Annotated in this window: 19 protein-coding genes and 1 tRNA gene; 18 read left to right on the forward strand and 2 right to left on the reverse strand. The window is 63.1% G+C overall.

Going from position 1 to position 23916, the window contains the following annotated elements; all coding sequences use genetic code 11:
* Positions 1-4 precede the first annotated feature (4 nt).
* Positions 5-973: a FecR family protein gene (locus N8888_RS05145; RefSeq protein WP_263177815.1), complete on the reverse strand. Its 969-nt coding sequence runs from the start codon at positions 971-973 to the stop codon at positions 5-7.
* Entirely contained in the window at positions 970-1449 is a 480-nt protein-coding gene (locus N8888_RS05150; RefSeq protein WP_229765781.1) for an RNA polymerase sigma factor, read from the reverse strand. The genes N8888_RS05145 and N8888_RS05150 overlap by 4 nt, the downstream gene beginning before the upstream one ends.
* Before the next feature lie 431 nt (positions 1450-1880).
* On the opposite strand from N8888_RS05150, the gene N8888_RS05155 reads away from it, so the two are divergent.
* The 18 genes from N8888_RS05155 (at position 1881) to N8888_RS05235 (ending at position 23865) form a co-directional block, all read left to right on the forward strand.
* Positions 1881-4766 carry an autotransporter outer membrane beta-barrel domain-containing protein gene (locus N8888_RS05155; protein ID WP_263177816.1) on the forward strand — a complete coding sequence of 962 codons (2886 nt, stop codon included), beginning with the start codon at positions 1881-1883 and terminating at the stop codon, positions 4764-4766.
* 98 nt (positions 4767-4864) lie between these two features.
* The gene (locus N8888_RS05160) at positions 4865-5869 is read left to right on the forward strand and encodes a 2-hydroxyacid dehydrogenase (RefSeq protein ID WP_263177817.1); all 1005 of its coding nucleotides are present in this window, start codon (positions 4865-4867) and stop codon (positions 5867-5869) included.
* A 51-nt stretch (positions 5870-5920) separates the two neighbouring features.
* Positions 5921-5996, forward strand: a tRNA-Thr gene (locus N8888_RS05165).
* Between the two features lie 216 nt (positions 5997-6212).
* The gene (locus N8888_RS05170) at positions 6213-7223 is read left to right on the forward strand and encodes an RHS repeat-associated core domain-containing protein (protein WP_430542966.1); all 1011 of its coding nucleotides are present in this window, start codon (positions 6213-6215) and stop codon (positions 7221-7223) included.
* A gap of 8 nt (positions 7224-7231) precedes the next feature.
* Positions 7232-7567: an immunity 53 family protein gene (locus N8888_RS05175; RefSeq protein WP_053520415.1), complete on the forward strand. Its 336-nt coding sequence runs from the start codon at positions 7232-7234 to the stop codon at positions 7565-7567.
* Between the two features lie 141 nt (positions 7568-7708).
* Positions 7709-8845, forward strand: a complete 1137-nt coding sequence (locus N8888_RS05180) for a site-specific integrase (protein WP_263177818.1) — start codon at positions 7709-7711, stop codon at positions 8843-8845.
* A gap of 1182 nt (positions 8846-10027) precedes the next feature.
* Positions 10028-10399 carry a DUF7668 domain-containing protein gene (locus N8888_RS05185; protein ID WP_253120517.1) on the forward strand — a complete coding sequence of 124 codons (372 nt, stop codon included), beginning with the start codon at positions 10028-10030 and terminating at the stop codon, positions 10397-10399.
* 630 nt (positions 10400-11029) lie between these two features.
* A complete protein-coding gene (locus N8888_RS18760) occupies positions 11030-11983 on the forward strand; it encodes an RHS repeat-associated core domain-containing protein (RefSeq protein ID WP_317629488.1) in 954 nt (317 codons plus the stop codon).
* A gap of 743 nt (positions 11984-12726) precedes the next feature.
* Positions 12727-13119 carry a hypothetical protein gene (locus N8888_RS05195; RefSeq protein WP_154582419.1) on the forward strand — a complete coding sequence of 131 codons (393 nt, stop codon included), beginning with the start codon at positions 12727-12729 and terminating at the stop codon, positions 13117-13119.
* Positions 13120-13362: 243 nt separating this feature from the next.
* The gene (locus N8888_RS05200) at positions 13363-13809 is read left to right on the forward strand and encodes a hypothetical protein (RefSeq protein ID WP_263177819.1); all 447 of its coding nucleotides are present in this window, start codon (positions 13363-13365) and stop codon (positions 13807-13809) included.
* Positions 13810-14141: 332 nt separating this feature from the next.
* Positions 14142-14504, forward strand: a complete 363-nt coding sequence (locus N8888_RS05205; protein WP_317629482.1) for an RHS repeat-associated core domain-containing protein — start codon at positions 14142-14144, stop codon at positions 14502-14504.
* 104 nt (positions 14505-14608) lie between these two features.
* Positions 14609-15001, forward strand: coding sequence for a hypothetical protein (locus N8888_RS05210; RefSeq protein WP_263177820.1), 393 nt, complete (start codon positions 14609-14611; stop codon positions 14999-15001).
* Positions 15002-15243: 242 nt separating this feature from the next.
* On the forward strand, positions 15244-15396 hold the full coding sequence (locus N8888_RS18805; RefSeq protein ID WP_430542981.1) for a hypothetical protein: 153 nt from the start codon (positions 15244-15246) through the stop codon (positions 15394-15396).
* Between the two features lie 363 nt (positions 15397-15759).
* On the forward strand, positions 15760-18798 hold the full coding sequence (locus N8888_RS05215; RefSeq protein WP_263177821.1) for an autotransporter domain-containing protein: 3039 nt from the start codon (positions 15760-15762) through the stop codon (positions 18796-18798).
* 538 nt (positions 18799-19336) lie between these two features.
* Positions 19337-20017, forward strand: coding sequence for a vWA domain-containing protein (locus tag N8888_RS05220; protein WP_065174626.1), 681 nt, complete (start codon positions 19337-19339; stop codon positions 20015-20017).
* A gap of 17 nt (positions 20018-20034) precedes the next feature.
* Entirely contained in the window at positions 20035-20775 is a 741-nt protein-coding gene (locus tag N8888_RS05225) for a PP2C family serine/threonine-protein phosphatase (protein WP_263177822.1), read from the forward strand.
* A 4-nt stretch (positions 20776-20779) separates the two neighbouring features.
* Positions 20780-22186: a hypothetical protein gene (locus tag N8888_RS05230; protein WP_263177823.1), complete on the forward strand. Its 1407-nt coding sequence runs from the start codon at positions 20780-20782 to the stop codon at positions 22184-22186.
* Positions 22183-23865, forward strand: coding sequence for a TonB family protein (locus tag N8888_RS05235; RefSeq protein WP_263177824.1), 1683 nt, complete (start codon positions 22183-22185; stop codon positions 23863-23865). Before N8888_RS05230 ends, N8888_RS05235 begins: the two co-directional genes overlap by 4 nt.
* Positions 23866-23916: the final 51 nt, after the last annotated feature.

Here is a 23916-nt window from a genome sequence, read left to right on the forward strand (position 1 = left end):
CTCCTCAGTAGGTACGCCGCAGTTCCAGCGCGCCATCCGGACGCGCCTGGCCGGCAACCGACCATCCCAGCTCCAGCGCAGACAGCAGTTCCTCTGCGTCGCCTGCACGGAAGGTGCCGCTGACCGCAAGATTGGCGATCTCCGGATCGGCGATCACCATCTGCGTGCGGCCGTAGCGGTTCATGCGTTCGACCACGGTCGCCAGGGGAGTGGCATCGAACACCAGCCGTCCCTGCAGCCAGGCCTCAGCCGCTTCGGTCGAGGCGAGCGCAGGGCCCGGCTGGATCCGCCCGGAGGGCAGTACCTGCAGCTGCTGGCCCGGGGCCAGCGTGTGCTGCGCGCTGCCGCTGGTGACCTCCACTGCGCCTTCCAGCAGGGCGACCTCGACATGGCCGTCGCGCAGGCGCTCCACCTGGAAGGTGGTTCCGATATCGCGGATCGAACTGTTGCCTGCCTGCACGCGCAGGGCCTTGCGCGACGGTGCCACCTGCAGTTGCAGCCGACCCTGCTCCAGGACCAGTTCCCGATGGCGCCAGCCCATGCGCACGGTCATCGTGGTCCCTGCGTCCAGGATGGCGGAACTGCCATCGGCCAGCGTCTGTTGGCGGGGAGCAAGGCTGTCGTTGGCATAGATGCGGGGCGTGGGATTGCCATCGGTGGCGACCATCCAGCCCATGCCGATGGCCAGACAGAGCGCCGCCGCAGCAGCGACGCCGGGCAGCCAGCGGCGCCGGGCCGGATGCGCGGCGCGCGCCGCCGCCGTGCGCAGCCAGGGATCCTGGGCCAGGCCCGCACTCTGCTGATAGAGCGTTTCGGCCTGTACCCACGCCTTGACGTGGCGGGTGTCCTCCGCCAGCCAGTCTTCGAAGCGCTCGCGTTCCTCGGGCGTGCAGTCGTGTGCCTCCAGGCGCGCCACCCAGGCGCTGGCGCGCTCGAACACTCCCGCCTCTTCCGTGTGCCGGGTGCTGATCATTCGTTGTCCCTGTCGTTGTGCAGCGGGTGTGGCCCCAGCTCCTGGCGCAGGCCCTGCAGTGCACGGGCGATGTGTTTTTCCACGGTCTTGGCGGTGATGCCACAGTGCTGCGCGATCTGCGTGTAGCTCATCCCGGTGATCCGGTTGAGCAGGTACACCTCGCGCGCGCGCTCCGGCAGTTTGAACAGGGCCTGCCGGAGCAGGGCGAGCATCTGCCCGGATTCGGCCTGGCGCAGCGGGTCGGCTGACGTGCTGGAGGGCTCGTCGCTGCCATCGCGCTCGGCCAGCGACAGATGCGGTCTCGCCTGCGGCGAGCGGCCGCGGTCTGCCAGGCGGTTGCGGGCGATACGATACAGCAGCAGGCGCAGTTCCTCGGTGCCGTGCGCGCGATAGCGGATCAACCGTTCCATGCAGTCCTGGGCGATGTCCTCCGCATCCTCCGGGCCCACCCCACGGGTACGCAGGAAAGTGCACAACGGCGCGCGCTCTTCCCTTACGAACGTGATGAAGGCGTCCGGAGGCCCAGGCGGATCCGGTGCGCGATGGATCAGGGGGGACGAAGCGGACAGGGCTGGCCTCGGGCAACGATGAGGGGGGGGGCGTCACCGAGTTTTACGCGACGATGACCGGATGGGGAAGAGCCGCCGGCCTGCACGTGTCGATCATGAATTCGTTCACCTTTCACTCGGATGGCCACTGGGGGTGTTACCGCCCTTTCTGCGTTTTTAACTTTGCCGGAGGCTGTATTTCTCCTGTAAAAGCGTTCAAGAGCGCTAACTCAGCCACAGTTTTGACTGCCAACTTGATCTGAATCCGTTCATTATTTTCCATGGCATGCAGCGGGGGAGGGCCTCCCGCTCTGACGTTTAGCTTCCCGTCCGCGTGTTGCGGGGGGAGAGAGAACGGTATGAAGCAGTCCAAGTTGAGTCTGGCCCTGGCCGGCCTGATTGGTGTTGGCGTCATGGTCAAGGCTGATGACGCCATGGCAATGAACTATCACGTGCAGGGAGACCGCATCTTCCTCAGCGGTGGCGTCACCTTCGCCGACGTCGTTTCGCTGCCGGCGCTGCTGGCCAAGGCGCAGGCCGAGGGGCGGCCGATCCGGGAGGTGGTGCTGCGTACCTCCAACGGTGGCGCGCTGATCGCCGGCGAGTGGCTGCAGGGGGTGATCCGCACGTCCGGCCTGAACACCATCGTATCGGGCCACTGCATCTCGTCCTGCTCGATCATGCAGTCCGGGGGCGTGGAGCGCTATCTTGCCGGCGATCTGCCGATTGTCGATTCGGTGGAGATCCATGCGGCCAACAACGGCAGCAATGTGATCTACGAGCCGTCGCCGCGCATGACCCAGATCTACACCGGCAACTATGGCGGCGGCATGGATGCTGGGCTGCTGCACAAGGCGATGTACGAAGTGGTCAAGCCCAACGGCCTGCTGGTGTTCCGCGATCCTGCGCGCACCCCCGGTACGTCGGTCACGTTCGATCCGGATGGCAGCGGCAGCGCGCTGGAGTCGTTCCCTGGGCAGGACATTCACAGCAACCGGATCATCACCGCAACCGGCTATCGTGATCCGGGCGATAAGTTGAATGTCACTGCGGACGTCACCGGTGACATCAATCCGGGCTACCTGCGGTCGGGACGCCAGCTGCAGACCTTCGTCGATGATGACTTCGCGCGCTGGAGCACCGACCGGCCGTCGGCGTACTTTTCCTACGCACTGACCATCTACAACCTTTCCAGCACGGGTCCGCAGGGCATCGGCGCTGGTTCGGTGCAGGATTATCTGAGCGATCCCGGCGTGCAGGCCCTGCTGCTGTCCAAGCTTCGGCTGGGCGATCTGGACGCGTCCACGCTGGACGATTCGATGGGCGTGATCCGGATTGCCAATGGCGCTGTCTGGCGCTCGTCCGCAACCACCGGTGCGGACTTCATGCTGGTCGACAATGGCACCATCGCCCTGGAAGGTGGCGCCCTGCGTGCCCCGGAAGTGCGTGTGCTCGGTGCGGGCATGCTGGTCGGCCACGGCGACGTGGCGGGCACCGCGATGGACAGCACTGCATTGCTGGGTGGCACCGGCCCGTCCTGGCGCGAGGATGGCTTCAACCGCCTGCGCGTGTTCGGCACGCTGATGCCGCGCGGAGGTGATCTGGTCACCCATGGCTACGTCAACATCATGCCCGGCGGCAAAGTGCTGTTCGACGTGACCGAGAGCGGCGGCAGTGCCGGTGGTCGCGTGCGCGTGGGTAATTTCTTCGACCCGTCCACCAACAAAGTGCTCGATGGCGCGCTGGTGATCTCCAAGGGCGCCTTCCTTGAACTGAACGTGGCGCAGGGCTATTACAGCAAGGACTTCCGTCGCGATCTGGTTGAAGGCCCGATCTACCAGGATGGCTTCCAGGAGGTCGTGCGGCTGGGCGACACTGGCTACCGCGCCAGCATCAGCGGCGGTGAGGTGTTCCGTCCGCGCCACAACTCGCTGTTGAGTTTCAATGTCAGGCAGACGGCCGACGGTCTGTGGCTGACCGCCAACCCGGGCTTCGACCAGTGGGATCTGTTCGCCAACGGCCCGTCCGGTGATGACCTGGGGCGTGTGCTGGGAGCTGCATCCGATCGCCAGGACAGTGGCCTGAAGCCGCTGCTGGGCGCATTGCAGTTTGCCGACCGCGACGTGGTCGCGCAGCAGGCCGGTGCGCTGCGTGGCGATGCGCATGCCACCCTGCGCCTGGCTGACAACGCCCTGCTGGGCAGCATCGGCAACGTGGTCCAGCAGCATCAGGCGGCGATGCGCAGTGCCGGCGGCGATGCCGATGGCCTGGCCGCGCAGGTCGCGCAGTCGATGTCGGCACAGCCGGGCATGCGCCATGGCACCCTGTTCAACCAGCTGGCAATGCATCTGGTCGAGCCGACGGCAGCAGGTGCGGGGGCCAGCGGTGATGGCCAGCGTGGCCACGGTCTGTGGGCACGTGGCTTCGCCAGCCATGGCCGCATCGATGCCGATGCCGGCGTGGCCGGGATGAGCCATACCGTGGGCGGCATCGTGGTCGGTGCCGATGCGCGCCTGGCCGATGACCGTGTCGGCCTGGGCGTGAGCGTGGCGGCCGCGGACATGTCGACCAAGGCCCGTGGCGCCTCCCGCTTCACCGGCGACGTGCGTGCGCTGGATGTGGGCGGTTATCTGGACGCGATCTACGCGCGCGGTTATCTGTCCGCGGCGGTGCGCTACACCGACCTGCGCCACGACACCCGGCGCAGCATCGCCGGCATCGAGGGCCTGCAGGATCCGCTGCGTGCGAAGTACAGCAACGATGCGATCTCTGCGCGGGTGGAACATGCGTTCTCCTTCACCCGCGGCAAGGGCGTGGTGATCCAGCCGCTGCTGCCGGTGGTGGACTACGCGCGCACCTCCGCGACGCGGTTCAACGAAGGGCAGGGCGTGGCGGCGCTGGCCGGGCGTGGCGGCAGCCTGGAGAGCATCCGGGTCGGTGCGGGCCTGCAGCTGTTCAAGACCTTCGAGGGCAACAACGGCGAGCGCATCACCCCGCGGGCGCGGGTGGTGTGGCAGAAGGAGCTGGGGGATACGCAGGCCCGCTACAGCACCGGCTTTGCGGCGGCGCCGGATCTGGTGTTCGGCAGCAACAGCCAGACGGTGGGCGAACAGGTGCTGAGCTGGAACCTGGGTGTGACCAGCCGGGCCAGCGAGCGCCTGTCGGTGATGGTCGACTATGTGGGCGAGCGCCGCGACGGCCAGCTGCAGAATGGTGTGCAGCTGGGCCTGGGTTACCGGTTCTGAGTGGCCGGCGGCACCGGCGATGCCCGCATCGCCGGTGCCATCCCAGGACGCACGCTGCTGCGGTATGGTTCGGCATGGAATTCCACCCAGGCCCCTCCATGCAGATCGCAGTCTTCAGCGCCCGGCCCTATGATCGCCGCTTTCTTGACGAGGCCAATCAACGCGGCGCCGCAGAACAGGATTTCGCGTTCGTCTACTTCGATGCCGCGCTCGACCTGCATACCGCCACGCTGGCACAGGGCTGCGACGCCGTCTGCGTGTTCGTCAATGATCGTCTTGATGCCCCTGTGCTGCAGGCCCTGCACGCTCAGGGCGTGCGCGCCGTGCTGCTGCGGTGCGCCGGCTTCAACAACGTCGATCTCGCCGCTGCGACGTCGCTGGGCCTGTTCGTCGCGCGCGTGCCGGCCTACTCACCTGAGGCCGTCGCCGAGCATGCACTGGCCCTGGTGATGACCCTCAACCGGCAGACACATCGCGCCTACAACCGCGTGCGCGAAGGCAACTTCATGCTCGATGGCCTGCTTGGGCACACCCTGCATGGCCGCACCGTCGGCATCGTCGGCACCGGCAAGATCGGTCTGGCGACGGCGCGCATCTTCAAGGGCCTGGGCTGCACGGTGCTGGGCCATGATCCCTGTCCATCGGCATCCTTCGTCGGGCTGGGAGAAAACGTGGCTCTGGCCGAGCTGTTGTCCCGCGCCGACATCGTGTCGCTGCACTGCCCATTGACGGCGGACACCCATCACCTGATCAACGATGCGTCGCTGGCGCAGATGAAAGCGGGTGCCATGCTGGTCAACACCTCGCGTGGCGGTCTGGTCGATACCCATGCGGTCATCCGCGCGCTGAAATCACGCCGGCTGGGCCACCTGGCAATTGATGTCTACGAGCAGGAAAGCGCGCTGTTCTTCCAGGATCTCTCCGGGGAAATCATCGACGATGAAGCATTCCAGCGCCTGATGACCTTCCCCAACGTACTGGTGACCGGCCATCAGGGCTTCTTCACCGTGGAGGCCCTGCAGGAGATCTCGGCGATCACGCTGGGCAACCTGGCGGATTTCGCAGCCGGGCGGGCATGCGCGAACCGGGTGGAGGCAGGCTGACCGAGGGTGGATTGACCACCGGGCAGGGGAGCCCGTAAAATCGCGTGCTCGGCCGGAATAGCTCAGTTGGTAGAGCGGCGCATTCGTAATGCGTAGGTCGCAGGTTCGACTCCTGTTTCCGGCACCATGTTTGATGAAAAGCCCCGGCCCTGGTCGGGGCTTTTTTGTGTCTGGTGGCGCCGGGCCATGCCCGGCGGAATACGAGTTCCCCAGCAGTGCCAGCCCCATGGCGGGCAGCCCGCAGCTTCCGAGCCTCGCGACCCGCTGGCCCCTCCGGCTTCCCAGGCGCTTAGCTCCTCGCACAGTTCCTGACGTGGCAACCGCAGCCGGTCATTCCTGTGCTATGAATACCCAGCCTTGCTTCAAGGCTCTTTCAGGGATTGGAAGGATGCGCAGGTTCGGGGGAACTGCGGGCGGTGTGTCGACCCGCTTCAGGGGGTTTGAAGATCGAATTCGGAAGCTGGGGGCATTGGGCGCCTGGCTGTGCTGCGTGCTGCTGCTCGGCCTTGGCGTGTCGCCAGCCGCAATTGCCCAGACGACGGTGACGTACATCCACACGGACGCGCTGGGCTCGGTCGTGGCCGAGAGCGATGCCAACGGCAACGTGATCAAGCGCTATGACTACGAGCCTTACGGTGCTGTGGTCGGTGGTCAGGTCACGGATGGCCCGGGGTATACCGGGCATGTGAGCGACTCGGCCACCGGGCTGAGCTACATGCAGCAGCGGTACATGGATCCGCAGTTGGGTGTGTTCCTGTCGGTGGATCCGGTGACGGCCTATGAACAGCCGGTGGGGCAGTTCAATCGATATCGGTATGCAAACGGCAATCCGTACAAGTTCACTGATCCGGACGGGAGGCAGAGTTGGAGTGACTTCCAGACCGGCTTTGAGAACGGAACACTTAACGCCTCCCGATACGAGCACGGATTTCCGTTGCATGCCAATTGGGCTGAGCAAACTGGCTATGCCATTGGTTCCGGTATCGTCAAGGGCGGGCAGTCCCATGCTGGTGGCATTCGAGCGCCGCCCCTGCGTATGCAGCCACCCCGGACTGGGACTGTTACAGTTGGCGCGCCATCTGGCCGGAACACAAACAAATTGCGACCGGACGCCAATGCAGAGGGCGCACACTCTGTCCTAAAGCGTGGTGAGGATGGCAATATCAGCAATACTGCCACTTACCAGCCAAATCCGAACAATCCGTCCGGCTTCCAAGAGGTAAAGCGTGTCGACGTAACCGGAAAGGCTCATACCAATCCTGATGGATCCATCATTGCCACACCTCATGTGAAAGAGGCAGGGCAAAAGGGGGTGCGTCCGGCGCTCCCAGAAGAGCTGCCAAAGCGGAACTGAGATTATTTATGGACACTGCGATTGCGCTTTTGCAAAAATGGTACTCGAATCACTGTGACGAAGATTGGGAGCATTCCTACGGTATCAAGATAGACACTTTGGATAACCCAGGGTGGATTCTCACTGTCGACCTGGTTGACACGGAGTTGAGTGAATATTCGCTGCCCAGAACGCGCATTGATCGTTCGGAAGTAGATTGGATTCAGTCCGAGATTTCGGATGGGCGCTATATCGCTTGCGGTGGAGTGCTCAACCTGGAGGAGATCGTGCTTCAGTTTTTGAACTTCGCCGAGGGTCCCCGCGTCGACAGTCAGGATGCGCGAACCGACGGCGTAGGGCAGTAGGTTTTTTCGTTCAGTGTTCGGAGCAAGTTTGTGCTCTGTCGTCGCAGACATTAGGCATCGTCAGCGGACGATCCTCATCCAAACATCCCCTCGCATCCTGTCCTAAGTTGGCTCTATCGCCACTCACGGACAACCCGCCCGATGTCATCCGCCCTCACCAAACGCATCGTTCTCAGGGCTGAACCCCGGGATCGCCCCTGCGAGGTCAGGGACGCTCAGGTTCGCGGCCTGATCCTGCGTGTGCAGCCTTCAGGGCATAAGGCTTGGATCGTGACCTGGGCGCACGGTAAACGTCGTACCTTAGGTTCGGTCGAGCACTTGACGCTCGACCAGGCCCGCGACCAAGCCCGGCAAGCGGTCGCTGAATACGTTCAGTCCGGATTGCCGGCACTCGCAAAGTCCAAGCCCACTAGCTGCACGCTCGAAACACTGCTCAACGAGCATTTCGAGCCTTGGGCGATAGCTGAGCTCAAGGGTGGTCGTCAGTACCCGGACCGCATCCGATCAGTGTTCCCGTGGCTGCTGCGTCGTCAGATCATCGAAATTGACGTGCCCACAATGGAGCGATGGTGGCGCGGTCGTGTCACTGGCCCCGATGCAGTCACCAAGGCTACCGCAGCGCGCGACTTTGCTTGCCTGCGGTCTGCCTTGTCTCGGGCCGTTGAGTGGAAGCTGATCGAGACTAACCCCCTCATGGGCATGCGTCAGCGATCAGCAGCTAGCCGCAAGGTGGTTCGGTTCCTGTCCCCTGATGAGGAGGCGATGCTCCGGGCCTCGCTGGCAGCGCGCGATCTAGCTGGGGTTGAGGGGAGGGCGAACGCGAATGCGGCCCGACGTAAGTACCGGCAAGCGGTTCTGCCTGACTTGCCGATGGACGGCTATGTCGATCACCTGACTCCGGTGGTCCTTACAGCCATCAATACCGGCATGCGGCGGGGTGAACTGCTATCGATGACATGGGCGGACATCAACTGGGAAGCCAAGATGCTGACCATTCGAGCCGAGAACGCCAAGTCCGGTAGGCAGCGTCACATCCCGCTAAACGTCGAAGCCATGGAAGTCCTGCAGCGTTGGGCTAGACAAGCGGGCGAGCGCCGTGCGGGCAAGGTCTTCGACGTGACGGACATCAAGAAGGGGTGGGGCAACCTCATAGCCGATGCCCGCATCGAAGAATTCCGGTCAATCGCTATCGGTATGCGAACGGCAATCCGTACAAGTTCACAGATCCGGATGGACGTGCAGTCACTTGTAACGAGAATCGATGTTCTGGTGAGGTGAACACCATCGCTGATGCTCTGGCGCTTCCTGCAATTCTGACGATAGCGTACGGGGGGAGATTAGTCTCAAATGCAATTGATTCCATCCAGCGGAGTGAAGGGGCTGATCCGACCGACTCCACGGAGGGGGAAGGGGGAAAGCAGGCGCCCGATAGCGTAGCTGGACTACGTGGTGAATCGACTATTGAAAATGTCACTACCCGAGGCACCCGGGTATGGGATAGAGGAGCCGAATCAGATCAGAAAGCAAAGGATTTTGACGCGCTGGGTCCCAAGGATGTCGACACAAAGGCAAACGGAACTCGTGTTGGGCAATTGGAGGATGGAAGTCGAGTGATTGACAGGAACTACTCCAAGGATGGACGGCCGACGCTGGAGATTCGGCGCCAGGACGGTCGAACCACTGATGAGTTTAGATATGGGAAGAACCCATGATTGGACAGCGTTCTGCAGATTTTGAAGAGTGGCGACCTGACGGAATGGACGGGGATCACTCGTGGGATGTCGGGGAAGTTAGATATTCGATTGACGGATCTATGGCTATAGATTTGTTCGAGAACACGGGAAGGAAGGCGTGGATTCTGATTTTCGCAACGCCCTTGGCCGTTCGAATTACTCAGGAGGGAAGTCTCCAGGAATACTGGGAGTCAGGCGTAGTGGTGGCCGGGCATAACCTGATGCGTGCAACCAGCTCATCGTTGTTGACGTGGTTGGAGAATTCGAGCGGTGGCGTTCATTCTTCGGGAAATATGGCGCATTATGCGGTCTTCTCCGACGATGTCTGCGTTGAAGTTCTCTCGCGTGTCGTGCCTTCTCTGATGCCTGCAGATGCCTAGATGAGGACGATCCTCATCCAATCAACGCCTGGCATCCTGTCCTAATTTGGCGCTATCGCCACTTACGGACGCTCCGCCCAATGTCATCCGCCCTCACCAAGCGCATCGTTCTCACAGCAGAACCCCGAGATCGCCCCTACGAGCTCAGGGACGCTCAGGTTCGCGGCCTGATTCTGCGAGTGCAACCCTCGGGCCACAAAGCTTGGATCGTGACCTGGGCGCACGGTAAGCGTCGTACCTTGGGGTCGTTGAGCTTCTGACACTTGATCAGGCCCGCGACCAAGCCCGGCAAGCCGTTGCTGAGTACGTTTGGACTGCCACAAGCAATTGCACGGGAGAGATTAGCAATGAATGAGACGACCATAGCTAAAGATGGTGAGAACGAGACTGCGGTGCCGCAAGCTTGGCGGCCCACGCTCGCAGCCATCGTTGATGCTCTGATTCAAGGTGGCGAACCATCGCTACCGCAGGTAACCCTTCAGGCCCCAGATGTGTGGGCAAGCGCGCTAGAGAACATTCGCGCGTATGGCGCACACTTGAAAAGGCTGCCAGATGAGTCCTGGAACTCTTCCGTCTGCATCTGGTATGGAGATTTTTGGAATGTTCTGGTTGATCTTTACACAGAAGAAGAGGGGAGGAGTGACCTAGTGCTTCAGGCTCACGTGTACGAAGTTGGTGATGGGTATCGATACGAGGTGATTTTGGTATGCGTGCCGTAGAACCTGAAGGTCTGTTCGAATTTCATCGGTTTTCAAATTAAGTAGTGACTTAATTGGCGGCTACATGGGGCGGGGCTGTGCACTGTGGACGATCCTCATCCAAACACCGCCTTGCATCCTGTCCTAAGTTGGTTCTATCGCCATTTGCGGACGCTCCGCCCAATGTCATCCCCCCTCACCAAGCGCATCGTTCTCACAGCTGAGCCCCCGAGAGCGCCCCCATCGTCCCGGCGGCAACGGTCCATGCCGGTTCGCTCGTCCGGAGTCGGGATCATCCGGTCAGTCGCGAGCTGCTTAGATCGCTCGCCAAGTTCAGTCGGCTGGGTTCGTAATGCGTAGGTCGCAGGTTCGACTCCTGTTTCCGGCACCATGTTTGATGAAAAGCCCCGGCACTGGTCGGGGCTTTTTTTGTGTCTGGTAGCGCCGGGCCATGCCCGGCGGAATGCGAGTTCCCCAGCAGTGCCAACCCATGGCGGGAAGCCGCAATTTCCGAGTCTCGCGGCCTACTCGTCCCTCCGGCTTCCCGAGCGCTTGGCTCCTCGCACTGTTCCTGACGTGGCAACCGCGGCCGGTCATTCCTGTGCTATGAATACCCAGCCTTGCTTCAAGGCTCTTTCAGGGATTGGAAGGATGCGCAGGTTCGGGGGAACTGCAGGCGGTGTGTCGGCCCGCTTCAGGGGATTTGAAGAGCGATTTCGGAAGTCGGGGGCATTCGGCGCCTGGCTGTGCTGCGTGCTGCTGCTCGGCCTTGGCCTGTCGCCAGCCGCAATTGCCCAGACGACGGTCACTTACATCCACACGGATGCCTTGGGCTCGGTTGTGGCCGAAAGCGATGCCAACGGCAACGTGATCAAGCGCTATGACTACGAGCCTTACGGTGCTGTGGTCGGTGGTCAGGTCACGGATGGCCCGGGGTATACCGGGCATGTGAGCGACTCGGCCACCGGACTGAGCTACATGCAGCAGCGGTACATGGATCCGCAGTTGGGTGTGTTCCTGTCGGTGGATCCGGTGACGGCATATGAGCAGCCGGTAGGGCAGTTCAATCGGTATCGCTATGCCAACGGGAATCCGTACAAGTTCACTGATCCTGATGGACGGCAGGCGATCCCGATGCCGGCCCCTTACATCCTTCCCATCCCGGTTCCCAACCCTGGTGGAAACATCCAGCGCAGTGAGGATACATCCGGGGGGAATCGCGAGAGCGGGCCAAGTGGAAGGCCAACTTCGAGGCCCACTGAACGTCCCGCAGGTCGGGATACAGTGCGGCGGGGGCGAGACGGGCAGCCAATACCCAATCGTTTCCCCGACCGACCACTACCCACTAAGCCCAATGGTGAGCCTGCACCAGAACCGGATGCGGCTGGCCCGCATACGCAACTGGGGCAGCGAGATGGTAGAAATGGAAAGTACGACCAGGCGAGAGAATTCGACGGTCACGGGAGGCCGGTAAAGACTATTGATTTTACTGACCACGGTCGGCCGGGCAGTCATACGAACCCGCACGAACATCCTTATGAGCCGAGTGCTACCGGGGGCACTCCTTCACGCGGACCCGCGCGGCCGCTTAACGGAGGCGGATAGTCATGACCGTAAACGCTTGGGACTTCCCAATCACGGGAGACAGGGTAGTTGAGGCGTTAAGAGATAACTTCAGCACGAATGATATTTGGCTGCTATCGCATTTGGATGTCCCTTCGGGAGCGGAGTCAAAAGCGACCTTGGGTCATCTTCGAGAGCGGATGGTGAACAGGCCGTTAGAGGTGTCGACGGGTGATCTGTGCGATGCGCTTGCTGGTGCGCCGCAAGTATGGGTACTGGACATCCGGCTATCATCCGACCACGAAGTTCAGCTCTACATTGAAGATGGTGAGGTATTTGAGGAGAGTCTGGACAGGATGGTCGGAACCGGAAATATCGCTGGACCGACAGACCCGGGACTGAGATGAAATGTAGGTTCGACTCCTGTTTCCGGAGTTGGGCTTGTCCCCGTAGTAGGGGATGGGGCTGGGAAGCTGATAAAAGGCGCCGACAACATAGCGGATGGAGTTAGGTTGAATAAGCAACTTGGCAGCGAGCAGCAGCTTGGCGAGCTGATATCAGGCGAAGGGCGGGTCATAGCTGGCGGTAATGGTAGCGTCGGATTACGGGACTCGCCGCGCCTTAGCGCTGTTCATGGAGGGCAGGCATCAGATTGGACCAAGGTGTCGAGCTCATCGCATAAGGCGCCAGATGGTCAGCAGTTTTCTACCCACGCATATCGAAATCAGACGAGCGGACAAGTCGTTGAGCCAAAAACAAAGTTGATTGAAGAGGGGAAGTAGGTCATGCGAGTTAAAGTTATTGATGATTGGGAGAGCGTTCTCGCTGACCTTGGCGCAGAGGGTAAGGTGAAGCCGAAACTGTTCGTGGCTCGTGGAAAAGAGTACACGGTTTATGGGCTCAGTTTGCATCGTAGTTCAAGTGTGTATAGAGCGGGGGCGCTAATCTGTCAGCTGGTCGATGATTATGGGAATCTTATCTTCGCGCCGATTGGCGTATTTGATGTAATTGATGGAGCAATTCCGGATTTCTGGCGGATCGAAGTTCGCGATGGTGACGTTCTTATTTGGCCAGATATTTTCTACAAAGACTTCTTCTTCGACGACTTGTCAGATGGTGTTCCGGAGTGCGTCGCGGCCTTCCGAAATCTGCAGTCACTGATGGGAAATACTGGCTGACTGGTTTCCCGTATAGATAGGAGAACAAGGTTGAGGGCTTCGATGCAAAGGCTGGCGGAGCACGTTTGCTGCGGACGATCCGCATCCAATCACCGCCTCGCATCCTGTCCTAAGTTGGCCGGTAATCTCCCCGTAGGTCGGCAGCATTGATAAATGGAATTTTCTCGTAATCTAATCCAGAGGAGATCCCATGAAAATTCACTATTCGCCGATAGCCATATTGGACCGGTCAGGACTTCGCGCATGAACGGTGATAGCTACGAGCTTCTGGCCATAATTGTGGAGACAGGGCTTCTCGGATCTGCTAGCGAATTGGCTCCTGGCTTGCTGGACCGCTACTGGTCGGGCGAAGTAAGTGTGCCCTCGGCTATCGATGCCGACATTGCTTCCTATCTTTCGCAACACGACGTAGGGGCTCTTGCAAGAGCATCAACGTGGATTGCAAGGAATCATGTCCTTTCCGGGCAGATGCCCAAGCAACACTTGAGCATGGTGCGGTGGCTGTTTGAGAATGGCTATGTTGATCGGCTCGATCTACTGAACCTGCTGGCGCTGCTTTCACTTGGACCGCTGGATGAAGCCGGATTGGAGATCGCCTTGCTCTCCAAAGAAGCACTGGACGAAGGTCGGCTGGAGGGAGGCTTGAAGCTGATAGAGCCAATGCTACTGGCCTATAGCCCTTCGCTATGATGGATGCGTAGGTCGCAGGTTCGACTCCTGTTTCCGGCACCATGTTTGATGAAAAGCCCCGGCCCTGGTCGGGGCTTTTTTGTGTCTGGTGGCGCCGGGCCATGCCCGGCGGAATGCGAGTTTCCCAGCAGTGCCAACCCATGGCTGGCAGCCCGCAGCTTCCGAGCCTCGCGACCCGCTGGCCCCTCCGGCTTCCCGGGCGCTTGGCTCCTCGCACAGTTCCTGACGTGGCAACCGCAGCCGGTCATTCCTGTGCTATGAATACCCAGCCTTGCTTCAAGGCTCTTTCAGGGATTGGAAGGATGCGCAGGTTCGGGGGAACTGCGGGCGGTGTGTCGACCCGCTTCAGGGGGTTTGAAGATCGAATTCGGAAGCTGGGGGCATTGGGCGCCTGGCTGTGCTGCGTGCTGCTGCTCGGCCTTGGCGTGTCGCCAGCCGCAATTGCCCAGACGACGGTGACGTACATCCACACGGACGCGCTGGGCTCGGTCGTGGCCGAGAGCGATGCCAACGGCAACGTGGCCAAGCGCTATGACTACGAGCCTTACGGTGCTGTGGTCGGTGGTCAGGTCACGGATGGCCCGGGGTATACGGGGCATGTGAGCGACTCGGCCACCGGGCTGAGCTACATGCAGCAGCGGTACATGGATCCGCAGTTGGGGGTGTTCCTTTCTGGTGTCAAGCTCTTCTCATAAGGCGCCAGATGGTCAGCAGTTTTCCACCCACGCATATCGGAATCAGTCGAGCGGGCAGGTTGTTGAGCCAAAAACAAAGCTCATTGAAGAGGGGAAGTAGCTCAATGCGAGTTAAAGTTATCGATGAATGGGAGAGCGTTCTCGCTGGTCTCGGCGCAGAGGGCAAGCTGAAGCCTCGATTGTCCGTGACTCGCGGGAGGGAGTACACGGCTTATGGGCTTAGCCTGCATGAAGCCTCATCTGTGTATCGGGCAGGCGTACTTACTTGTCAGCTGGTCAGCGATCATGGGAATCTGATTTTTGCGCCGGTTGATATATTCTCAGTGACTGATGGAAAACTCCCGGACTGTTGGAGGGTTGAAATTCTTGGTGGCAGCGTCCTTATCTGGCCAGATATTTTCTACAGAGAGTTCTTCTTCGAAGATCTGTCAGATGGCGTTCCGGAGTGCGTCGCGGCCTTCCGACATCTGCAGTCGCAGCTGGAAGATGCGGGCTGAATGAATTGTCTGAAATAGTAAAAGGAAGGGAAGGACATCGATACAAAGGCTGACGGGGCACGTTGGTCGCGGACGATCCGCATCCAGACATCGCCTCGCATCCTGGCGTAAGTTGGGCCCATCGCCGCTTACGGACAATTCTCCCGATGTTGTCCGCTCTCACCAAATGCATCGTTCTCGCGGCTGGGCCAAGGATAGACCTGCGAGCTCAGGGGCGCTCAGGTTAGGTTCGTGGCCTGATCCTGAGAGTGCAGACCTCTGGCCACAAGGCTTGGATCTTCACCTGGGCGCAAGGGAAGCGCCGCACCTTGGGCTCCGTCGAACGCCTGACGCTTGAACAAGCTGCGACCAGGCTCGGCAAGCTGATGCGTAGATCGCAGGGCTCTTGTTTCTGATGCCCGCTGTAATGAAGATCCCTGGCCCCGGTCGGGGATTTCTGTTTTGGGGTGCCGGTGGTGCGGGCCCAGGCTCGACGGCCGTGGTGGCTGGCAGCCGCGGCCACCAAGGCCGCGCCGGGAGCCTGCCGACACGCCTCGCTGCGATGTGGCGCGATTCGCCGCCCGACTGGGGGTGAGGGCGACCTTCGGCCGTTAGTGCTTCCTGTCGTCGGCCACAGGCGCGACGGATGGCACTGCGACGTCCAGTGGCCCTGCATCGGCGGGGGCGTTGGCGGGGCGGCACTCTCTCGAACACAGGTAACCCGCATGTCGAACTCGTCGATCTCCCCCCTCACTTCCCGGTCCAGGCTGAGCATGGCGATGTCGTTCGCTCTGATGGCGGGACTCTCCACGCTCGATGCGCAGGCAAGCACCTTCCATCTTAACGGCGACACGATCTACTACTCCGGCGGCGTCGAGAGCAGCGATCCCAGGACCTTGGAGCGCATTCTCAGCGCGGCGAACCGGCAGGGACGGACCATCCGCCAGATCGTCTTCCGCAATTCACCCGGTGGTGCTGCCAGCGGTGGCGTTGGCATGGGCGAGGTCATCCGTCGCAATGGCCTGGATACCGTGCTGGACGGTGGTTGCTACTCGGCGTGTGCCGATGCGTTCGTCGCCGGTGTCAATCGTCGGATCACCCGCTTCGCCCTGCCGGTGTATGACGGTTACGACATGACCGTGCTGGGGATCCATGGCGAAGCCCGGGATGGTGTTCCCACGCCGTACCCGGGCCAGGAGAAGTACATCCAGTACTACCGGGACATGTTTGGCGCCAGGGACTTTGCCGTCATTGAAGGCCGGATCACCCAGGCCCACTACGAACTGACGGAAAGCTCCGGGTTCCTGCGCTATTTCGATCCGGCCACGATGGCCATCGCGACCCGCTTCTGCCCGACCCGCGACACCAGCGACGACGGTGGCTGCACGGCCTATCCGGACGTGACGCTGTTCAGCGACAGGGTGGCGACCTCGATGGACTATGCAACGACCAACGATGTCCTGATCATCGATGGCAAGCGGGTGAGCGGAAACATCAATCCGGCATTCGATCCCGCGCAGTTCTCCTATGTGCGCGATGTGGATGTGGACAAGGTCGTCGGCGGCGATGCCTTTGGCGTGATCAAGCTCACCGCAGGCGCCCACTGGTCCGCGACAGAAGACAGCGGTGCGTCGATCCTGTGGGTGGACTCGGGAAGGCTGGACATCACAGCGCAGAGCAACCTGCTTACCGGCAACAGCGTGATAGGACGCAACGGTGCCGTCGATGTGAGGGACGGTCTGCTGAAGGCCGGGAGCACGATCGTGGACGGTTCGCTGTCCCTCGCCTCGACCGGCGAACTGGACAACAGCGATACGCTGCTGGTCCGGCGTGGAGGTGAGGTGGCGATGGCCGGTGGTCGAATCTCCACGGCCGTCGTGACGCTGGATCCAGGGGCCGCACTGAAGGGGCATGGAACCATCGGCGCGACGGCCTATGTCGGGGACCCGGACTATCCCGACTTCCCCTGGAATGTTCCGCAGGTGGCGCGGGTGAGGGTGGCCGGTGGCGATCTTCATCCGCAGGGCGGCCCGTTGACGGTCAACGGCTATGTCAGCTTCGCCTATCCCAATGCCGGCCGGCTGCTGTTCGACATCACCCCGGAGACGCGCCAGGCGGGCCTTGTACTGGACGCATTCGAAGTCCATCGCTGCGACAGCCAGGGCAGCTACTACTATTGCGGAAACAGGGCGGCCACCACGGCGCCGGGCTTCCTGATCGGCGGCACGGTCGGCAAGCTCGCGCTGGATATCGCACCGGGCTACTACCGCCAGGATCTTTCGATCCCGCTGGTACAGGGACGTATCTATGGCAGCAAGGAAGGCAACGAGCTGACCACCGCGCTGTTGAACGACAGTGACAGCGAGTTCGATGCCAGCGTGCCGCAGCTGCAGGCCGGACAGGTCGCCTTCACCCGTGCCGAGCGGCAGGACGGCTCGGGCTACAGTGCCGATCTGACCAGTGCCGACACGGCACAGCGCAGGTTCCATCCGCGCGAGAACTCGCTGCTCACGTTCAATATCGTGCAGACCGGCGACGGCATCTGGGCGGTCGCCAATCCGGCCTTCGATGACGTGTCTCCGTTCGCCAACGTGGCGTCGGGCGCGGGCCTCGGCCAGGCATTGAGGACGGCCGCGTCGCAGCCGGCGTCGGCGCTGGAGCCGCTGCTGGGCGCACTGCAGTTTGCCGACCGCGACGTGGTCGCGCAGCAGGCCGGTGCGCTGCGTGGCGATGCGCACGCCACCCTGCGCCTGGCCGACAACGCCCTGCTGGGCAGCATCGGCAACGTGGTCCAGCAGCATCAGGCGGCGATGCGCAGTGCCGGTGGCGATGCCGATGGCCTGGCCGCGCAGGTCGCGCAGTCGATGTCGGCACAGCCGGGCATGCGCCATGGCACCCTGTTCAACCAGCTGGCAATGCATCTGGTCGAGCCGACGGCAGCAGGTGCGGGGGCCAGCGGTGATGGCCAGCGTGGCCACGGTCTGTGGGCACGCGGCTTCGCCAGCCATGGCCGCATCGATGCCGATGCTGGCGTGGCCGGGATGAGCCATACCGTGGGCGGCATCGTGGTCGGTGCCGATACGCGCTTGGCCGATGACCGTGTCGGCCTGGGCGTGAGCGTGGCGGCCGCGGACATGTCGACCAAGGCCCGTGGCGCCTCCAGCTTCACCGGCGACGTGCGTGCGCTGGATGTGGGCGGTTACCTGGACGCGATCTACGCACGCGGTTATCTGTCCGCGGCGGTGCGCTACACCGACCTGCGCCACGACACCCGGCGCAGCATCGCCGGCATCGAGGGCCTGCAGGACCCGCTGCGTGCGAAGTACAGCAACGATGCGATCTCCGCGCGGGTGGAACATGCGTTCTCCTTCACCCGCGGCAAGGGCGTGGTGATCCAGCCGCTGCTGCCGGTGGTGGACTATGCGCGCACCTCCGCGACGCGGTTCAACGAAGGGCAGGGCGTGGCGGCGCTGGCCGGGCGTGGCGGCAGCCTGGAGAGCATCCGGGTGGGTGCGGGCCTGCAGCTGTTCAAGACCTTCGAGGGCAACAACGGCGAGCGCATCACCCCGCGGGCGCGGGTGGTGTGGCAGAAGGAGCTGGGGGACACGCAGGCCCGCTACAGCACTGGCTTTGCGGCGGCGCCGGATCTGGTGTTCGGCAGCAACAGCCAGACGGCGGGCGAGCAGGTGCTGAGCTGGAACCTGGGTGTGACCAGCCGGGCCAGCGAGCGCCTGTCGGTGATGGTCGACTACGTGGGCGAGCGCCGCGACGGCCAGCTGCAGAATGGTGTGCAGCTGGGGCTGGGTTACCGGTTCTGATGCAGGGAGGACGTCCTCGCCCGCCGGGCGGGGACGTCCACCGGCGGCTGATCCGCCTCTACCGCCCGCACAGGTTGGCGCAGGAGTGTCTTGAGTCGCGAAGGAGCGGTCTTCCGTGGGTCGCTCAGATAGATCTCATGGTGCGGGCCGGCAAACGTGTAGCCTGGTCTGGTAGCGCCGGGCCATGCCCGGCGGAATGCGAATTCCCCAGTAGTGCCAGCCCACGGCTGGCAGTCCTGATTGCTGAGCGAAGCCTTCATGGCCCTGCTTCAGCACATGCGACATCCCACGCCAGTGTCGCATTTGCACCGAAAAGACCCTCCTGCTGCTGAACAGATGTTCCAGAACGACGGTATCGGCAGGGAGTCGGTTGGCTCTCCATAATCCCTGGACAGAGTCGGATTCCGGGCACGTCGGCAAATGTGGCAAGCATTGCCACGGGGCGTCGGAAGTCGGCTCATGGTTTCCCTTCTCCCCTGTGCCTATACTCGATGCAACGCATACAGCGGCCCGATCCATAGCACGGAGGCTTACCACGATGTCCATTGGCGCGATTCCTGACGTTTCTCTGGTCGATAACAGCGAACAGCGCACACCGCTGATACTGGTACTGGACTGCTCCGGCAGCATGGATGGTAGCCCGATCGAACAGCTCAACGTTGGTCTGAAGCTGCTGGAGAAGGAGCTGAAGGACGATGTGATAGCGGCCAAGCGTGTGCGCGTGTTGCTGGTGGAATACGGTGGCATGGACACTGCCGCCGTACGTGGTGACTGGTGCGATGCAATGGATTTCACTGCGCCCACCCTGAAGGCCAACGGCACCACCCCCACCGGCGCGGCGGTGGAGCTTGCCCTGCAGGAAATCGAAGATGAGAAGCAGCGCTTCCGGCAGGCTGGCGTGGCCTACACGCGGCCATGGTTGTTCCTGATGTCCGATGGCCAACCGACCGATGCCTGGGAGGCGGTGGCCGAACAGTGCCGCAGTGCCGAGGAACAGAACAGGGTGGCGGTGTTTCCAATTGCAGTGGGTAATGCCGACCTCGGTGTGCTTGCCCGGTTCAGCCGCAATGGCGAGCGCGGGGTGAAGCGTTTGCAGGGCCTGCAGTTCAAGGAGCTGTTCCTGTGGCTCAGCGCGAGCATGCGCGTGGTGTCCAATTCGACGCCCGGCGGGCAGGTCCAGTTGCCGGCGACCGATAGCTGGTCGCACGTGCCGGTCTGACCGTGAGTTGGCGCGTTATGGCTGCCTCGGCTACGGGGCGGTCGCACGTGGATCGCGGGCAGCCCTGCCAGGACGCGCATGCCGCGGTATGCAGCGGTGCGCTGCTGGTGGCGGTGGTCTGCGATGGTGCCGGCTCGGCCTCGCACAGCGATGTCGGGGCGCAACACATGTCGTGCAGCGTCGCCGCTGCACTGGCGGCGGCAATGGCGTTGGGCGACGCACCGCTGACGGTGCCCGTGGACGCGCTGCGGCCGATCATCGAAACGGCCATCGATGACGCGCGCGGTCAACTGGCGCTGTTGGCCGCCGGACATGGCCTGCGCCTGTCCGACCATGCCTGCACCCTTGTGGGGGTAGTAGCCGATGCGCGTGGTGGCTGGTTCCTCCATATCGGCGATGGGGTCGCCGCCTGCGCGTTCAGCGATGGCACCGCCGATGCAGTGTCGCTGCCGGCCAACGGCGAGTACGCCAACGAAACCTGGTTCGTTACCGGAGCCAATTGGCGTCAACAGTTGCGGCTGACCCGTTTCGAAGGGGCGGTGCAGGCGCTGGTGCTGATGTCCGACGGCGTGCAGCCCTTTGCGATGGGACGCCGAGGGGACACCTTGTTCCAGCCGTTTTTCGGGCCGGTGCTGCGCTATCTCTCTGCCGTGGATGAAGCACATGGCAGCCAGGCCTTGCAGGCGACCTTGTCCGACCCGCGCACGGATGGCATTACCGGCGATGACAAGACGCTGCTGATCGCATTGCCGGGCTGAGCACATGCCTGGCCGCAGTGGAGAAATCATCTTCGACCAGCGGCGCCAGCCGCTGACCCTGCTGCGCCTTCTCAAGAGTGGTGGCGCCGGCAGTGTGTTCACTCTGAAGGAGCGTCCGCGCGAGGTCGCCAAGCTGTATCACTCGGCCAAGGACGTGCCGTTCTACGAGCGCAAGCTGCGGGCAATGCTGGAACTGCAGCCGGATCTGCCGACGCTCCGTGAGGGTGGGCGCGAACGTGTGCAGATCGCATGGCCGACCGGTCTGCTCCGTGACCGTGGCGGGCGCTTCATCGGCTTCAGCATGCCGATCCTGGACGTGTCGGCCACCACCGATCTTGAGCATGTACTGCAGGAACGGCAGGCACGCGTTGAAAAGCTGCCCACCGGTCTGGGCGCGAAGATGACCCTGGCTGCGAATCTGGCGGCGACCTTGGCTGCCTTGCACCGCTGTCAGCACTACGTGGTCGATCTCAAGCCGCTGAATGTCCGCTTCTACCGCGATTCGCTGTTCATCGCCATGCTTGATTGCGATGGCTTCAGCATCCAGGGCAAGGACGAGCGTTTCCCGGCCGGCCAGGTGACCACCGATTATCTGGCGGCCGAGTTCCAGCAGCGTGGGGTCACGCCTGGCGAGGAAGAGGCGCAGGATCGCTTCGCATTGGCGGTGATCGTATTCCAGCTGCTCAATTCGGGCCTGCATCCGTACGCCGGGCGCCCCCAGGGGGGCGACGTGCCCAACGACCTGCCTGGGCGCATCGCTGCGCGGTTGTATCCCTACGGCCGGCGCGGCATCAGCCGCCTGCTGCCCGCACCGGTCAGTGGCCATGAAATGTTCCCGCCGGCTCTGCGCGATCTGTTTGATCGCGCGTTCTCGGCGCAGCCGCAGCGCCGTCCATCGGCGCAGGAGTGGTCGTCGCTGCTGATGGGCTACGCGCGGCGAAGCGGCGGCCAGTTGGTGGCGTGCAGTCAGGATGCCAGCCACCAGCACTTTGCCGGGCTACCCTGCGCGGCGTGCGCGCGCGCCGGCCTGGTCGCACGCAGTGCGCGCGTGGCACAGCAGACGAACGGCGGCAAGGGCCGCGGTCGCAAGCGGAAACGTACCCGCACGGCCCAGCCACTGCGGCAGGCGGCAGCCGCCCGCCCGGTGGCAAGGCCGGCCGCTCCGGGCGCTGCTGCCACAACCAGTCAGCTTCCCGGCCTGGGGTCGCGGGTTACGATGGCGGCGGTCGGCACCCTGGTGCTGGGCTGGGTGGCCGGCTGGGGCATGCCGGCCTGGCGTGCCTACGACGCGCTGCCCTCGCCGGGCTGGTGGGATGGCTTTGAGCTGGCCGTGCAGTCCGGCATGCTCCTGCTGGGCGTGCTGTTCTACATCCTGTGCGTGCCGGGCTTGATCATGAGTAGGCGGCCGTGAAGTGGCTGGGCTGGCTTGCCGTGCTGCTGGCGGTTCTGATTGGCCTGACGCCGTTGTGGGCGTGGCTGGGCGGTCTGGTTTACTCCACGTTTGATGTCCTGGGCCATCTGGGTGCTCGCCCATCCATCAGCGATGGCCGCGCTGCCTTCCGCGCGGCGGTGATGCTGGGCGGCACGGCTTCGGTGCTGTCGCTGCTGCGCGTGGCCTGGCTGGATCGGTCCGGCAATTACCTGGTGGCGGCTCTGATGCTGGGCTTGGGTTTCGTCGTGGTGGTAGTGATCTCTGGTGGCGGAGGCTCTGTTGATCGCGACGCACCGCGCCAGGTCTACATAGCGGCGAACGACTTGGCGCGCGGGCAGCGGCAATGGAGTTCGCGCGAGGCGTTCGAGCAGGACTCGCTGCAGACAGTGGAGGCGGCGATGCGCGCTGGTGCCCGCGGAGACGTGGCGCAGGTCGATCACCTGTTGAGCGAGCTGAAGGCATCTGCTCGGCTCTGGCCGCGCACGTCTGACCATACGCGCGAGTTCGCGCGCCTGCGCGACCAGTACAGCGCCGTGGTGGGCAAGATGAACGCGCTCTCTCCGCCCAGCCGTACCGGTGCCATCGATCGCAGTGTGCTGGAGGCAAGGCGGAGCCCGGAATACAGGGCGCTGGACGCGGAATCGACCGAACTGCTTCGGCAGATGTGGGCTGCGTCGCCACGCCGCCCGGCCATTGCTCTGGCGCTGTTGACCGAGGACATGCGAGCGCTGTCGGTGCGCAGCTTCTTCGGCAGGCGGCAGCTGCCTCCTGCGTTGGACGAGTTGCCATTGCAGGAGCGCCTGTATCGGATACAGACCCTCTTGGAACAGGTGCTGGCCTATGCGCCCAACGAAGTTCCTGTATGGGAGGCCTACAGCGAAGTGATGGCCGACCAGGACGAGGAACTGGCGCTGGGCGCGCGCGTGGTAGCCGGCCAGTTGGAACGACGGCTGCGCAGCGGCGTGGACTCGCGTGACTACCTCAATACCGGCAACATCCTGCTGGGCAGCGACGTGCGCCTGGGGGCCATCATGATGTCGCGCGGCAGCAGGGAGCGCTCCCGCATTCTGGAGGCGCGGGCCTCGGCGCTGCTCGGGCCGGCTGCCGACAAGGTTTCTGAGGGTACAAGTGATGACGCTGGCGGCGACACGGCGGCCTCGCCTGGCGGGATGGCAGAGCCGGGCGTGCCAGTGGTGTCGGTGACGTCGCCCTCGGATGAGCCCGACGCAGAGCGAGCGCTGCCGCCACGCGGAACGCTGGCCGATGGCACAGGGTTGTGGGTGCCGCCGCGGCCCCGGGCGCCCGCAGCCCCTGCGCAGGAAGACGGCGGGCCGCCCAATACGGCGGAGGGCGATCGGGGAACGCTACGTGTGGATCTGGCCGCGGCCGGCTTCACACCCGAGCCGTTGCCGCCTTTGCCGGAAGGCACCGTCGTTGCCCGTAACGTGCGTATGTTGCTGGTGGTTGATGTCTGGGAGGACGGGCAGGTGACCTCGGTCCTTGTGCAGAGGAGCAGCGGCGTCCTGGCGCTGGACCAGGCTGCGCGGGCGGCGGCGGCGCGCTGGCGCAGCGCAGTCAAGGTACCGGCTGGCGGGGAGCGGCGAGGGGTGGCAGTCGAGTTCCTGCCATCGGGTGGCGAGCCCCCCGTGCGTCGCTGACTGCCTTCATCCGCGGCTCCCCCGCCGATTGAGGCGGACGTCATTGCGTAT

Source organism: Stenotrophomonas maltophilia, from assembly GCF_025642255.1.
In the GTDB taxonomy this organism is placed as follows: domain Bacteria; phylum Pseudomonadota; class Gammaproteobacteria; order Xanthomonadales; family Xanthomonadaceae; genus Stenotrophomonas; species Stenotrophomonas maltophilia_P.

Coding starts and splice junctions, on each gene's coding strand:
- N8888_RS05145 (WP_263177815.1), bottom strand. CDS start 973: ATGATCAGCACCCGGCACACGGAAGAGGCGGGAGTGTTCGAGCGCGCC.
- N8888_RS05155 (WP_263177816.1), top strand. CDS start 1,881: ATGAAGCAGTCCAAGTTGAGTCTGGCCCTGGCCGGCCTGATTGGTGTT.
- N8888_RS05160 (WP_263177817.1), top strand. CDS start 4,865: ATGCAGATCGCAGTCTTCAGCGCCCGGCCCTATGATCGCCGCTTTCTT.
- N8888_RS05170 (WP_430542966.1), top strand. CDS start 6,213: ATGAATACCCAGCCTTGCTTCAAGGCTCTTTCAGGGATTGGAAGGATG.
- N8888_RS05175 (WP_053520415.1), top strand. CDS start 7,232: ATGGACACTGCGATTGCGCTTTTGCAAAAATGGTACTCGAATCACTGT.
- N8888_RS05180 (WP_263177818.1), top strand. CDS start 7,709: ATGTCATCCGCCCTCACCAAACGCATCGTTCTCAGGGCTGAACCCCGG.
- N8888_RS05185 (WP_253120517.1), top strand. CDS start 10,028: ATGAATGAGACGACCATAGCTAAAGATGGTGAGAACGAGACTGCGGTG.
- N8888_RS18760 (WP_317629488.1), top strand. CDS start 11,030: ATGCGCAGGTTCGGGGGAACTGCAGGCGGTGTGTCGGCCCGCTTCAGG.
- N8888_RS05195 (WP_154582419.1), top strand. CDS start 12,727: ATGCGAGTTAAAGTTATTGATGATTGGGAGAGCGTTCTCGCTGACCTT.
- N8888_RS05200 (WP_263177819.1), top strand. CDS start 13,363: ATGAACGGTGATAGCTACGAGCTTCTGGCCATAATTGTGGAGACAGGG.
- N8888_RS05210 (WP_263177820.1), top strand. CDS start 14,609: ATGCGAGTTAAAGTTATCGATGAATGGGAGAGCGTTCTCGCTGGTCTC.
- N8888_RS05215 (WP_263177821.1), top strand. CDS start 15,760: ATGTCGTTCGCTCTGATGGCGGGACTCTCCACGCTCGATGCGCAGGCA.
- N8888_RS05220 (WP_065174626.1), top strand. CDS start 19,337: ATGTCCATTGGCGCGATTCCTGACGTTTCTCTGGTCGATAACAGCGAA.
- N8888_RS05225 (WP_263177822.1), top strand. CDS start 20,035: ATGGCTGCCTCGGCTACGGGGCGGTCGCACGTGGATCGCGGGCAGCCC.
- N8888_RS05230 (WP_263177823.1), top strand. CDS start 20,780: ATGCCTGGCCGCAGTGGAGAAATCATCTTCGACCAGCGGCGCCAGCCG.